The organism is Burkholderia theae (assembly GCF_048565265.1).
Lineage (GTDB): Bacteria > Pseudomonadota > Gammaproteobacteria > Burkholderiales > Burkholderiaceae > Burkholderia > Burkholderia theae.
Genome location: NZ_CP183463.1, coordinates 794,279 through 807,129 on the forward strand (window position 1 = coordinate 794,279; position 12,851 = coordinate 807,129).

11 protein-coding genes are annotated in these 12,851 nt (G+C 66.3%); 7 read left to right on the forward strand and 4 right to left on the reverse strand.

Going from position 1 to position 12,851, the window contains the following annotated elements; all coding sequences use genetic code 11:
* Positions 1-26 precede the first annotated feature (26 nt).
* The 4 genes from hydA (at position 27) to ACN22W_RS36265 (ending at position 4,774) form a co-directional block, all read left to right on the forward strand.
* The gene (gene hydA, locus ACN22W_RS36250; RefSeq protein ID WP_048246245.1) at positions 27-1,484 is read left to right on the forward strand and encodes a dihydropyrimidinase; all 1,458 of its coding nucleotides are present in this window, start codon (positions 27-29) and stop codon (positions 1,482-1,484) included.
* Between the two features lie 153 nt (positions 1,485-1,637).
* Positions 1,638-2,912, forward strand: a complete 1,275-nt coding sequence (locus ACN22W_RS36255; RefSeq protein WP_193103033.1) for a NupC/NupG family nucleoside CNT transporter — start codon at positions 1,638-1,640, stop codon at positions 2,910-2,912.
* Between the two features lie 39 nt (positions 2,913-2,951).
* Positions 2,952-4,268: a thymidine phosphorylase gene (gene deoA, locus ACN22W_RS36260; protein WP_419689936.1), complete on the forward strand. Its 1,317-nt coding sequence runs from the start codon at positions 2,952-2,954 to the stop codon at positions 4,266-4,268.
* A 116-nt stretch (positions 4,269-4,384) separates the two neighbouring features.
* Entirely contained in the window at positions 4,385-4,774 is a 390-nt protein-coding gene (locus ACN22W_RS36265; protein WP_419689937.1) for a cytidine deaminase, read from the forward strand.
* Positions 4,775-4,808: 34 nt separating this feature from the next.
* Here ACN22W_RS36265 and ACN22W_RS36270 read toward each other — a convergent pair whose 3' ends face one another.
* The 4 genes from ACN22W_RS36270 to msrB all read right to left on the reverse strand — a co-directional run bounded on the left by ACN22W_RS36270 (position 4,809) and on the right by msrB (position 9,344).
* Complete coding sequence (locus tag ACN22W_RS36270; protein WP_419689938.1) at positions 4,809-5,924, reverse strand: Rieske 2Fe-2S domain-containing protein; 1,116 nt, start codon at positions 5,922-5,924, stop codon at positions 4,809-4,811.
* Between the two features lie 211 nt (positions 5,925-6,135).
* Entirely contained in the window at positions 6,136-6,879 is a 744-nt protein-coding gene (gene msrA, locus ACN22W_RS36275) for a peptide-methionine (S)-S-oxide reductase MsrA (RefSeq protein ID WP_419689939.1), read from the reverse strand.
* A 60-nt stretch (positions 6,880-6,939) separates the two neighbouring features.
* The gene (locus ACN22W_RS36280; protein ID WP_419689940.1) at positions 6,940-8,778 is read right to left on the reverse strand and encodes a cytochrome c biogenesis protein DipZ; all 1,839 of its coding nucleotides are present in this window, start codon (positions 8,776-8,778) and stop codon (positions 6,940-6,942) included.
* Between the two features lie 35 nt (positions 8,779-8,813).
* Positions 8,814-9,344, reverse strand: coding sequence for a peptide-methionine (R)-S-oxide reductase MsrB (gene msrB / locus ACN22W_RS36285; RefSeq protein WP_129517512.1), 531 nt, complete (start codon positions 9,342-9,344; stop codon positions 8,814-8,816).
* Between the two features lie 300 nt (positions 9,345-9,644).
* On the opposite strand from msrB, the gene ACN22W_RS36290 reads away from it, so the two are divergent.
* The 3 genes from ACN22W_RS36290 to ACN22W_RS36300 all read left to right on the forward strand — a co-directional run bounded on the left by ACN22W_RS36290 (position 9,645) and on the right by ACN22W_RS36300 (position 12,752).
* Positions 9,645-11,012, forward strand: a complete 1,368-nt coding sequence (locus tag ACN22W_RS36290; protein ID WP_419689941.1) for a tyrosine-type recombinase/integrase — start codon at positions 9,645-9,647, stop codon at positions 11,010-11,012.
* Between the two features lie 307 nt (positions 11,013-11,319).
* Positions 11,320-11,598: an HU family DNA-binding protein gene (locus ACN22W_RS36295; RefSeq protein WP_419689942.1), complete on the forward strand. Its 279-nt coding sequence runs from the start codon at positions 11,320-11,322 to the stop codon at positions 11,596-11,598.
* Positions 11,598-12,752: a PDDEXK nuclease domain-containing protein gene (locus ACN22W_RS36300; RefSeq protein WP_419690730.1), complete on the forward strand. Its 1,155-nt coding sequence runs from the start codon at positions 11,598-11,600 to the stop codon at positions 12,750-12,752. The genes ACN22W_RS36295 and ACN22W_RS36300 overlap by 1 nt, the downstream gene beginning before the upstream one ends.
* Positions 12,753-12,851: the final 99 nt, after the last annotated feature.

The window sequence follows — 12,851 nt, forward strand, 5'->3', positions numbered from 1 at the left end:
CCGACAGTCAACGAGGAGGCAACCCCATGGCAATCCTGATTCGTGGCGGCACCGTGGTCGATGCGGACCGCTCCTATCGCGCGGACGTGCTCTGCGCCGACCCGCAGGACGGCGGCACGATCCTGCAGATCGCCGAGACGATCGACGCGCCGGCCGGCGCGACCGTCGTCGATGCGCACGACCAGTACGTGATGCCGGGCGGCATCGATCCGCATACGCACATGGAACTGCCGTTCATGGGCACGACCGCGAGCGACGATTTCTATTCGGGCACGGCCGCCGGGCTGTCGGGCGGCACGACGAGCATCATCGATTTCGTGATCCCGAGCCCGAAGCAGCCGCTGATGGACGCATTCCACGCATGGCGCGGCTGGGCCGAGAAGGCGGCGGCCGATTACGGCTTCCATGTGGCGGTGACGTGGTGGGACGAGAGCGTGCACCGCGACATGGGCACGCTGGTGCGCGAGCACGGCGTGTCGAGCTTCAAGCACTTCATGGCGTACAAGAACGCGATCATGGCCGACGACGAGGTGCTCGTGAACAGCTTCACGCGTTCGCTCGAACTCGGCGCGCTGCCGACCGTGCACGCGGAGAACGGCGAGCTCGTGTTCCAGCTGCAAAAGGCGTTGCTCGCGCGCGGGATGACGGGGCCGGAGGCGCATCCGCTGTCGCGCCCGCCGGAGGTCGAGGGCGAGGCCGCGAACCGCGCGATCCGCATCGCACAGGTGCTCGGCGTGCCCGTGTATATCGTGCACGTGTCGGCGAAGGACGCGGTCGACGTGATTACGCGCGCGCGCAGCGAAGGGCTGCGCGTATTCGGCGAGGTGCTGCCGGGCCACCTCGTGATCGACGAGGCGGTCTATCGCGACCCGGACTGGACGCGTGCGGCCGCACACGTGATGAGCCCGCCGTTCCGCTCGGCCGAGCATCGCGAGGCGCTGTGGCGCGGGCTGCAGTCGGGGCAGCTGCATACGACGGCGACCGACCACTGCGTGTTCTGCGCGTCGCAGAAGGCGATGGGCCGCGACGATTTCACGAAGATCCCGAACGGCTGCGGCGGCGTCGAGGATCGCATGTCGGTGCTGTGGCATCACGGCGTGAATCACGGCCGCATCACGCCGAACGAGTTCGTGCGGATCACGTCGACGAACGCCGCGCAGATCTTCAACCTGTATCCGCGCAAGGGCGCCGTGCAGGTGGGCGCCGATGCCGATCTCGTCGTGTGGGACCCGGCCGCGACGAAGACGATCTCGGTGAAGACCCATCACCAGCAGGTCGACTTCAACGTGTTCGAGGGGATGACCGTCCAGGGCGTCGCGACGCACACGCTCACGCGCGGTGCGCTTGCGTGGGCCGACGGCGACCTGCGTGCGGTGCGCGGCGCGGGCCGTTATCTGAAGCGGCCGCCGGCGGCCGGCTACTACGAGGCGGCGCGCATCGCGAACCGGTTGCGCGAACCGCATCCGGTCGAGCGGGCGGGTTGAACGGCGTGTGTCTTGCGGGGCGTGCCGGTTCGAGCGGCACGCCCCGCACGCATTTGAGCGCGCCGAACGAGTAATATCCACCGACAGCGTCGCAAGAGCGTTCCGGGCCGCGTGCCGGACAAGATCAATAACATTGAGAGAAAGGAGCACAAGGTGGATATTCTGCGCAGTCTCCTGGGCATGTCGTTCCTGCTGTTGGTGGCTTACCTGCTGTCGAACAACCGGCGCGCGGTAAGCGGCCGGACCATGATCGCCGCGCTGCTCACGCAGCTCGCGATCGGCGCGCTGGTGCTGTTCGTGCCGTCGGGCCGCGCGGCATTGGCGGCGGCCGCGAACGGCGTCAATCGCGTGCTCGACATGGGCAATCACGGTATCTCGTTCGTGTTCGGCGGGCTGGTCGACAGCCGGATGTTCCAGCTGTTCGGCGACGGCGGCTTCGTGTTCGGCCTGCGCGTGCTGCCGATGATCATCTTCGTCACCGCGCTGATCGCGGTGCTGTACTACATCGGCGTGATGAAGTGGCTCGTCGCGATTCTCGGCGCCGGGCTCGCGAAAGTGCTCGGCGTGAGCCGGATCGAGGCGTGCTCGGCCGTCGCGACGATCTTTCTCGGGCAGAGCGAGATGCCCGCGCTCGTGAAGCCGTTCGTGCGGAACATGACGAGCGCCGAGATCTTCACGGTGATGGCGAGCGGCATGGCGTCGGTCGCGGGCTCGGTGCTGGTCGGCTACGCGGGCCTCGGCGTGAAGATGGAATATCTGCTCGCCGCGTCGTTCATGGCGGTGCCGGGCGGGCTGCTGTTCGGCAAGCTGCTGTTTCCGACCGTCGAGCCGAGCCGCGTCGTGGTCGACGGTCTCGATTTCGACGACAAGCGAGCCGCCAACGTGATCGAGGCAGCAGCGTCCGGCGCGTCGGTCGGCCTAAGGATCGCGATCAACGTCGGCGCGATGCTGATCGCGTTCGTGGGGCTCATCGCGCTGATGAACCTCATCGTCGGCGGCGTGGCCGCGTTCGCGGGTTTTCCGCAGATCACGCTGCTGGGCATTCTCGGCCACCTGTTCGCTCCGCTGGCGTGGATCATCGGTGTGCCATGGCACGACGCGGCGCTGGCCGGCAACTTCATCGGCGAGAAACTGATCTTCAACGAGTTCGTCGCATACGGCGACCTGTCGCCCTACCTGAAGGGCAGCGAGCACGTCGCGGCGGCCGGCCTGCAGGTGCTCGACCCGAAGACGCTCGCGATCGTGTCGTTCGCGCTGTGCGGCTTCGCGAACTTCTCGTCGATCGCGATTCTCGCGGGCGGCTTCAGCGCGGTCGCGCCCGAGCGTCGTTCGGAGGTTGCGCGGCACGGCTTGCGCGCGCTGACGGCCGCGACGCTGTCGAACCTGATGAGCGCGGCGATTGCCGGCCTGTTCTTCTCCCTGCATTGAACCGTGCAGCAGCCACCGACCGATCGAGGAGATGCAACGATGTTTCTACCGCAGGAATTCATCCGCAAGAAGCGCAACCGGCAGCCGCTCGATCACGCAGGGATAACCGCGTTCGTGCGCGGCGTGACCGACGGCAGCGTCACCGAGGGCCAGGTCGCGGCGTTCGCGATGGCCGTGTACTTCAACGACCTGAGCGTCGACGAGCGCGTCGCGCTGACGATCGCGCAGCGCGATTCGGGCGACGTGCTCGACTGGCGCGCGCTCGATCTCGACGGGCCGGTGATCGACAAGCATTCGACCGGTGGCGTCGGCGATGTGGTGTCGCTGATGCTCGGGCCGATGGTGGCCGCATGCGGCGGCTACGTGCCGATGATCTCGGGGCGCGGGCTCGGCCATACCGGCGGCACGCTCGACAAGCTCAGCGCGATTCCCGGCTACGACGTGATGCCCGATACGGCGGTGTTTCGCCGCACGGTGCGCGACGTGGGCGTCGCGATCATCGGGCAGACCGCGCGGCTGGCGCCGGCCGACAAGCGCATCTATGCGATTCGCGACGTGACGGCAACCGTCGAGTCGGTCGCGATGATCACCGCGTCGATCCTGTCGAAGAAGCTCGCGGCTGGGCTCGACGGGCTCGTGATGGACGTCAAGGTCGGCTCCGGTGCGTTCATGCCGACCGTCGAGAAATCGGCGGAACTGGCGCGCAGTATCGTCGACGTCGGCAACGGCGCCGGCATGAAGACGACCGCGATCCTCACCGACATGAACCAGTCGCTCGCGCCGTGCGCGGGCAATGCGCTCGAAGTGGCGTGTGCGATCGACTACCTGACGGGCAAGTCGCGTCCGGCCCGCCTGCACGAAGTCACGATGGCGCTCGCGGCGCAGTTGCTCGTCACCGGCGGGCTGGCACGCGATACCGCGCAGGCGCGGGCGATGCTGCAGCACTCGCTCGATTCGGGCGCGGCGGCGGAACGTTTCGCGAGAATGGTCGTGGCGCTCGGCGGTCCCGCGGACCTGATCGATGTGCCGTGGCGGCATCTTGCGCGGGCGGCGGTGATCGTGCCGGTGCCGTCGCGTGCGAGCGGCGTGGTGCGGCATGTCGATTGCCGCGCGCTTGGGCTGGCGGTCGTGGCGCTCGGCGGCGGCCGCATGCGCGCGGAAGATGCGATCGACACACGGGTCGGACTTTCCGCGCTCGCGGAGATCGGGCAGCGCGTCGACGCAGGTCAACCGCTCGGCTATGTGCATGCCCGTGACGCCGACACCGCGGCGCACGCGGTGGACGCGGTTCAGCGCAGCTACGTGCTCGGCGAGACGGGCGCCGCGCCGCCGACCATTCACCAGCAGATCGGCTGAGCCTGCACGGGGGAGTGTGCGGGTATCGGTGGCCGCTTTACATCAAGGGAGTATCGTGCGCACCGGAATGCGGCGGCGGCGATGCATCCCAACCCACTACCGGAGGCACCATCGCGATGGAACGAAACGAACTGATCGAACAGGCCAAGGCGGCGCGCGAACGCGCGTATGCGCCGTATTCGCGCTTCAAGGTCGGCGCGGCGCTGCAGGCGCACGACGGGACGATTTTTCGCGGCTGCAACGTGGAGAACGCGTCGTACGGATTGTGCAACTGCGCGGAACGCACGGCGATGTTTTCGGCCATCGCCGCCGGCTATCGTCCGGGGGACTTCGCGCGCCTCGCGGTCGTCGGCGACACCGACGGCCCGATCGCGCCGTGCGGCGCGTGCCGTCAGGTGATCATCGAGATCGGCACGCCCGACATGGAAGTGATCCTGAGCAACCTGAAAGGAGCAGTTGACGTCACGACGGCAGATACGTTGCTGCCGGGCGCGTTCCGGTTGTAACGGCGCGCGCCGCGGCGAGCATGCGATGTAAGGATCAAGCGCCGTCGCGCGCTTCGCGGATCGGGATCACGGTGCGCGCACCGCACTGGCGCAGCAGGTCGCGCAGCTCGTTGATGACCGGAAACACTTCGTGGTTCCAGTCGGCGCCCTGGCGATCGTGCGCTTCCTGCTCGCGCTCGACGATCCAGCGATCCTCGCGGAAGATGCGCTCGGTGAACCAGACGAGCAGTGGCCACGCGAGATCGAGCGCGAACGGGATGCCGGGCTTGTGGATCGACAGCAGTCCGAACGTGCGGTTGGTGCGTTGCTCGGCGTCGAGCGGCACGTAGACGATCCACAGATCCATCACGAGCGTGCCTTCGCTCGAACGGATCTGCAGCGTCTGGTACGGGTAGATGGTGCGCACCGTCATCACGCTCTTGTCGGACTGGTCGGCTGGCTTCTTGCTCGCGCCGAACACGAGCGCTTCGCCGACCGGCTGCTTGCCTTCCATCCGCACGAACGTATAGTCGACCTCGACCCAGTCGTCGCCGCGGCGACGGCCCACCGAACGCGCTCGCATCTGCCCCATTTGCTTGCGATGCAGGAACTGATGGTTCATATCCATCAGGTTCTCGTGCATGAACGAGTAGTGGCACTTGACCTCGCGGCCGAAGCGGCGGGTCTTGTACGCGCGGTCGTCCGCCGATTCGAGCGCGGGGAACGGCCGCTGGTCGGCGAGCGTCGCGTCGCCCGGAAACACGAAGATCAGCCCGTGCGCTTCGCGGCACGGATACGCGCGCACGCCGTTGGGCAAACGCTCGCGGCCGAGGTAGGGCACGTCGACGCAGCGGCCGCTGTCGCACGCGTAGGTCCAGCCGTGATAACAGCAGCGCAGCGTTTCGCCGCTCACGACCCCTGCGTGCAGCGGCACCTGGCGGTGTGCGCAACGATCTTCGAGCGCGTACACGGCGCCCGATTCGGTGCGCACGAGCACGATCGGATCGCCGGCGAAGCGCACGCCGAGCGTCTTGCCGTGCTTCAGCTCGCGCGACCACGCAAGCGGATACCAGTGATCGGGGTGAATGGGCACGCGGCGCAGGTCGCGCACGACCGCGCCGGTGGATGGCTCCTCGAGGGTGTTGCTGTCAGGCAAAGGCACTGCGCGCATGCGTGACGCCTCCTGGCTGGGCGATTGTTCCGAACGCCGCATCGTGGCGGCGGGGATCTCAAGAAGTCTACGCGAAGTTGCCCGGTACGGCGGACGCGATGCGGGTTTGCCCCGGCACGGCGGCAGGTGTTTCGTTGATGCGGCGCAAACCGGGCCGCAGGGCGGCGCGCGCGCTGGCCGCGCGGCACCGCATCATGCGGCCGCTTGAGGATCACGAGCCGGTGTCGCTCCACAGCACCGCGTTCGTGCGGTACAGCGCCGGGAAGTGCTGCTTCAGCCCGGCGACCTTCGGCAGGTCGTTGAACGCGATATACGGCGCGTCGGGATGCAGCTCGAGGTAGTTCTGGTGATAGGCCTCGGCCGGATAGAACCCCTTGTACGCCTCGACGCGCGTGACGACGGGCGCCGGAAACACATGCGCGGCACCAAGCTGGGCGATGTACGCGGTCGCGACCGCGCGTTGCTGCGCGGTGGTCGGGAAGATCGCGGACCGGTACTGCGGCCCGTCGTCGGGGCCCTGACGGTTGAGTTCGGTCGGGTCGTGCACGACCGAGAAGAACACCTGCAGCAGCCGGCCGTACGTGACCTGCGTCGGGTCGTAGACGATGCGAACCGATTCCGCGTGCCCCGTCAGCCCCGAGCCGACGAGCGTGTAGTGCGCGGTTTCGGATGCGCCGCCCGCATAACCGGCCGTGACCTGCTTCACGCCCTTCACGTGCTCGAACACGCCCTGTACGCCCCAGAAGCAGCCGCCGGCGAGCACGGCCGTTTCGTCGTGCGCCGCGCCGGGCGTTTCGTCGAGCGTCGGCGCGGGCACGGTGCGCATCGGCTCGGCGGAATTGACGACGCGCTGGAAGCCGAACACGGCGGCGGCCGCGACGGCGATGGCGCCGATGCGGCGCAGCATCGCTGCGCGCCGTCGCGACGCGGAATCTCGGGTGGGTGTCGGGTTCATCGTGTGCTCCTTCTGAATGCGTTGGCGAAGACGGTGGCCGGATCGCGGCGGCGCCTGGGTTCAACCGAAAGTGAATGCGTACGCATCGACCCCGCGATCGAGAAACTCGATCGCGAACGTGCGGTCGGCGATCGCGCCGGGCTGCCGGACGAGCTGGTACAGGCGCTGCCCGGTGACGGTGCCGTAGCCCTGCGCGTCGACGTCGGCGCCGTGCGCGGCACCGGGCGCCGCGCCGTCGAGCGTCACGCGAAAGCGCACGGGCTGGCCGTTCGCGCCCGGGCCGAGCACGAGGTGCAGGTCGCGCGCATGGAAGCGGTAGACGATCCGGCCGTCCGGCGCGGCGAGTGACGCGCGTTCGGCGCCGACCTGCCACGTGCCGGCGAGGCCCCAGTCGTTGAGGTCGGGGCGGGCCGGCGCGTCGTAGCGGTGCGCCGTATCGCGCACGACGCCGCCCGGCGACGTGAAGTCTTCAGCGCGCGCATAACCGACATAGGTTTCGGGCGAGCGGACATCCGCGGTGTCCGCTGCCGCGAGCGCGCCGCTCGCGGGCGCACCGGCCAGGCCGAGCGGCACGTTCAGCGCTTCCGGATGGCCGGCTTCGGCGAGCAGCGACTGGATCGCGCGTTCCGACTGCGCGTATTCTCCTTCGCCGAAGTGGTGATGGCGGATGCGCCCCTGTGCGTCGATGAAGTAGTGCGCGGGCCAGTATTCGTTGCCGAACGCGCGCCAGATCGAATAGCTGTTGTCGATCGCGACCGGGAAGTCGATGCCGAGGTCGTGCACGGCCTTCTTCACGTTGCCGATGTCGCGTTCGAACGCGAACTCCGGCGCGTGCACGCCGATCACGACGAGCCCGTACGGCGCGTACTTGCGTGCCCACGCGGTCGTGTACGGCAGCGTGCGCAGGCAGTTGATGCACGAATACGTCCAGAAATCGACGAGCACGACCTTGCCGCGCAGGCCGGCCGCCGTCAGCGGCGGCGAGTTCAGCCATTGCACGGCACCGTCGAGCGACGGCAGCGTGCCTTCGACGGGCAGCGCGGACGGTTTCGCGTCGGCCACGCGCATCATCGCGCCGCCGGCCTGCGCGCCATCGGCAGTCGCGGCCATCATCGCGCCGCCGCTTGTATTGGCGGCCGCGTTGCCCGTTGCGGCCGTCGCCGCGCCGTTCGAGCGCCCGCCGAGCCGATCGACGAGCTTCGTCTCGAGCCCACCCGTCGTGACGGTCGACAGTTGCGCGAGCGCGCCGGTATCGAGGCCGAGCGCGATCGCGCCGGTACCGGCCAGCAGCGCCGCGCCGATCCCGCGCCGGATCCATTCGCCGGCGCCGAGCGAGCGCTTCATCGCGGCGAACACCTTGCCGCCGATCACGAGCGCGACGCCGAGCGACGTTGCCGCGCCGGCCGCATACGCGACGAGCAGCAGCGTCGTGCCGACGCTCGCGCCGCGCAGCGCCGCGCCGGTCAGCACGAGGCCGAGGATCGGGCCCGCGCACGGTGCCCACAGCAGGCCCGTGGCGACGCCGAGCAGCAGCGACGACGCGGGGCCGGCCGGGCGGCCGTCGCGTTGCGCGAAGCCGGTGAGCCGGTTGCCGGCGGCGACGAGCGGGCGCGTCAGGTGTTCCGCGAAGCGCGGCATCAGCAGCGTCAGGCCGAACACCGCGAGCAGCACGATGGCGATCCAGCGGCCGGCCTGGTTGGCCTGGGCGACCCAGCCGCCGCCGACGGCCGCGAGCGTCGCGACGACGGCGAACGTCAGCGCCATGCCGGCCAGCAGCGGCAGGCCGGTGCGCACGAACGGCTGGTCGGCGCGCGCGAACACGAATGGCAGCACGGGCAGGATGCACGGGCTCAGGATCGTGAGCACGCCGCCGAGATAGGCAAGGACGATGAGCAGCATGGTGCGTTCTCCAGTCGGTCGAGAGTGGGGCCGGATCAGGCGGCGGTCGTGTGGAAAGTGAGCGCGAGGCCGTTCATGCAGTAGCGCAGGCCGGTCGGCTGCGGGCCGTCGTCGAACACGTGGCCGAGATGGCCGCCGCAGCGGTGGCAATGCACTTCGGTGCGGACCATCCCGAACGACGCGTCGGCGTTGGTATCGACCGCGTGGTCGAGCGGTTTCCAGAAGCTCGGCCAGCCGGTGTGGCTGTCGAACTTGGTGGCCGACGAGAACAGCGCGAGGCTGCAGCCCGCGCACGCGAACGTGCCGTGCCGGTGCTCGTCGTTCAACGGGCTGCTGTACGGCCGCTCGGTGCCGGCTTCGCGCAGGATCGAGTACTGGGCGGGCGTGAGCCGGCGATGCCATTCGGCGTCGCTGAGCGTGACCTCGAAAGGGGCGGCCGGCTGCGGGGTGGCGGGCGGCGCGGCGAATGCGCGGCCGACCAGCGCGCGGCGGCCGACGGACGACAGGGTCGCGAGCGCGGCGAGGCCGGTGGCGCCGGCGAACAGCAGGTGTCTGCGGGTGGGCATGATGGGCTCCTGGAAGCAGGTCCTGAAAATATGCGCCCATCGTAGGCAGAGGCCGGTGTCCAAGTCCTCACGGAAAGTTAAATGAATTGTGATTACTTTCCGGGTGTTCCGGTCAGTTCCGCAGAAACCCGTCAGAGCCCAGCCTGACAAGGGTTTGCGGGAAATTCGTGGTCTGCCCACTTCCGCGGAAATCCCGCACGAGCCGCAACTTTTTAGTGTCTTTTTAGTGTTCGTGGCGTGGGGTAGGCTCTGCTTAGGATGCGCGGGCCGATCGGGTCACGATATCGATGGAGGGCGATCATGGGTGCATTGACGGTCAGGCAAATCGAAGCTGCGAAGGCGACCGGAAAGCGGTATTTCCTGTCGGATGGGCGGGGACTGTTCCTGCGCGTGGGGGCGGCCGGCGGGAAAACTTGGTTTGTTCGTGTCAGTATCAATGGCAAGCAACGCGATAAGCCGCTCGGCAAGACGTGGGCGCGCTCGACAACCGATGCGCAGTTATCGCTAGAGGATGCGCGCGCAGCGGCTGAGACGATTCGTTCACAGGCGCGCGACGGTGTGGACTATCTCGAAGCGAAGAAGCGCGAACGCCTTGCCACGGTTGAACAAGCGGTGACGGCGGACCTCACGTTCGGCGACTTATTCGATGCGTGGTTCGCGACGATCAACACGAAACGCGGAAAGAAAGGCCGAAAGGATGGCGGTAAGTCGCTTCGAGGTGCGATGGAGAAGCACGTGCTGCCGACCATTCGTGCGCACAGGATCGCAGGCGTGTTTGCGTCGAACGTTCTGCCGTTGCTTACCGCGATTTCCGATGTGGGGTGCAACCGGCAAGCGGTCGAGATGTTGGTAACCATCCAACAAATGATTCGGTGGGGCGGGCGTAATCAGCCGTGGAAGCGCTTGTTGATCGATTGCGATGTGCTCGCACTTACGAAAGAGGATGTCGTTTCAGGTGATTACGACCCGGTGCGTGACAACGAGCGTAATCGGACACTTACGGATGACGAAATCTGCGCGCTCGGTGAACTGATTCCGGCCGCTCGGCTTCCACGCTCCATTGTGTCAGCGGTCTGGGTGATGCTCGCTTGCGGAACACGCGTCGGCGAAACAGTCCTGACGCGATGGGCCGATCTTGACTTCAAGGCACGGACGTGGACCATTCCAAAGGAACATACGAAGTCGAATGCGGCGATCACGATTCACCTGTCCGATTTTGTCCTCGCACAATTTGCAGCTCAGCAAGTGGTGCGTGCCGGCGTACCGGAAGGTGACGCACGCCGCGAATATGTGTTCCCGTCGGAAAAGGGCAAACTGCCACACGTCAGCATCCATACGACCTGCGGGGCGATCCGTGATCGGCAACGCCCGAAGGATGCGCCGACCGAAGGCCGCACGAGGGCAACCGATGCGCTCATTGTCCCGGGTGGTCAATGGAAATGTCATGACTTACGTCGGACATGTGCAACGATGATGCAGTCGTTGGGCATTTCAGAAAGCATTGTGCATCGATGCCTGAACCACGCGCGCAATGATCCGCTCGATCGAATCTATCTACAGTTTGATTATGACGCGCAGATGCGCGATGCATGGCGGCGATGGGGGGATCGTCTGTCGGTATTGCTTGGCACGGATACGGAAAACGTACGTTTTCTGTTTGCGCCGTAATCGGAGCGACTCCACCTCCGGAGAGGGAAGGGGAAAGATGTAACCCTGATAATACGAGTTATCACGGTTATATAAATTTGGGGTCATATTTATTTGGCGAATTCTCGCGGATCTAGCCGGCTGCCAACGTGGAGTGACGGTGATCGCAGGGCCACGGAGATGGTTGAAATCGGTAATGGCCCTTTTTCTCTCGCGGAACACGTCCGGTGTCAGCGTGAGCGCGGCAGCACCGTGGTGACCCCATGGTTTGCTTGTTCGCCCTGGTATGCGGTAGGGTGCGGCTTTGACTGGCTTAGCAGGAGCAATTATGAATAAGCAGGAACTCATCGATGCCGTGGCCGCTGATGCTGGCGTGAGCAAGAGCGAGGCGGGCAAGGTGGTCCAGGCGGTGCTGGACGTAATCACGGAGGCCGTGAGCCGCGGCGAGGCGGTGCAACTCATCGGTTTTGGGGCGTTCTCGCAGGGACAGCGGGCGGCCCGGACTGGCCGCAATCCGACGACCGGGGCGGAGATCGAGATCGCTGCGGCCAATACGGTGAAGTTTACGGCCGGCAAGGCTTTTAAGGACGTGGTGAACGCGTCGTGATGCCGCGCGAGGTCGAACCAGCCGCCTATGCGGGCCTGCATCGCGAAATTGCCGAGGTGGTTGCATCCAGCCGCGCAGCTGCCGCCCGCAGCATCAATGCGTTAATGACGGCGACGTATTGGGAAATTGGGCGGCGGATAGTACTGTTCGAGCAGGGCGGCGACGAAAGGGCGGCCTACGGCGAGGCCGTAATCCGGCGCTTGGGTGCTGATTTGTCACAGCGATTCGGCCGCGGCTTTGGCTGGCGCAACCTAGCGCAGATGCGCGCTTTCTATCTAACTTGGCCAGCTGATCGGATTGTGCAGACGGTGTCTGCACAATCGACGGCGCCTCAAATTGTCCCGACACCGTCTGCAAAATCGGCCAAGCGATCATCTGGTGCACGGCCCGCAGCCCCGTCGCTTGACCTCGGTACTGTCGCGCAGGCGTTTCCGTTACCGTGGTCAGCCTATGTGCGACTGCTTTCCGTGAAATCGACCGCGGCGCGCGATTTCTATGAAACTGAAGCGCTGCGTGAAGGTTGGTCTGTGCGCCAGCTCGACCGCCAGGTGAGCAGCCAGTTGTACGAGCGGCTGGCGTTGTCCCGCCACAAGGCAAAGCTGCTCGGAAAAGCCGCTGAACCGCAACCGGGTGAGCTACTCACCCCCGAGGAGGCGATCCGCGATCCGTTCGTCCTTGAGTTTCTCGATATGAAGGACGAGTACTCGGAGTCGGATCTCGAGGGGGCACTGATCGAGCACCTTGCCGACTTTCTGCTAGAGCTCGGCGACGACTTTGCTTTCATCGGCCGACAGCGGCGCTTGCGGATCGATGACACGTGGTTCCGTGTCGACTTGGTGTTCTTTCATCGCCGGCTGCGATGCCTGCTCATTATCGATCTTAAGGTAGGTCGCTTCAGCTATGCGGACGCTGGGCAGATGCACCTCTATCTGAATTACGCTCGCGAGCACTGGATGAAGCCAGGGGAAAATCCCCCAGTTGGGCTGATCTTGTGTGCAGAGAAGGGGGCTGCGGAGGCCCATTACGCGTTGGACAACCTGCCGAACAAGGTGCTCGCGGCCGAGTATCAGACCGTGTTACCGGATGAAGCGACGTTTGCGAGGGAATTGGAGCGCACCAGGACTGAACTCGAGCGACGTGGCCGCGTCGACTGAACCTGACGTCCAGAACAACGCGATGCCGCCTACTGGTGACGAAATCAGGCGCACCGTACGAGCCGAACTCTTGTCGTTGCCGTTGTGAAGTGAACGGCA

Bases quoted from the DNA above. Each gene is read 5' to 3' on its own strand.
- hydA (WP_048246245.1), top strand. From the start codon at position 27: ATGGCAATCCTGATTCGTGGCGGCACCGTGGTCGATGCGGACCGCTCC.
- deoA (WP_419689936.1), top strand. From the start codon at position 2,952: ATGTTTCTACCGCAGGAATTCATCCGCAAGAAGCGCAACCGGCAGCCG.
- ACN22W_RS36265 (WP_419689937.1), top strand. From the start codon at position 4,385: ATGGAACGAAACGAACTGATCGAACAGGCCAAGGCGGCGCGCGAACGC.
- ACN22W_RS36270 (WP_419689938.1), bottom strand. From the start codon at position 5,924: ATGCGCGCAGTGCCTTTGCCTGACAGCAACACCCTCGAGGAGCCATCC.
- msrA (WP_419689939.1), bottom strand. From the start codon at position 6,879: ATGAACCCGACACCCACCCGAGATTCCGCGTCGCGACGGCGCGCAGCG.
- ACN22W_RS36280 (WP_419689940.1), bottom strand. From the start codon at position 8,778: ATGCTGCTCATCGTCCTTGCCTATCTCGGCGGCGTGCTCACGATCCTG.
- msrB (WP_129517512.1), bottom strand. From the start codon at position 9,344: ATGCCCACCCGCAGACACCTGCTGTTCGCCGGCGCCACCGGCCTCGCC.
- ACN22W_RS36290 (WP_419689941.1), top strand. From the start codon at position 9,645: ATGGGTGCATTGACGGTCAGGCAAATCGAAGCTGCGAAGGCGACCGGA.
- ACN22W_RS36295 (WP_419689942.1), top strand. From the start codon at position 11,320: ATGAATAAGCAGGAACTCATCGATGCCGTGGCCGCTGATGCTGGCGTG.
- ACN22W_RS36300 (WP_419690730.1), top strand. From the start codon at position 11,598: ATGCCGCGCGAGGTCGAACCAGCCGCCTATGCGGGCCTGCATCGCGAA.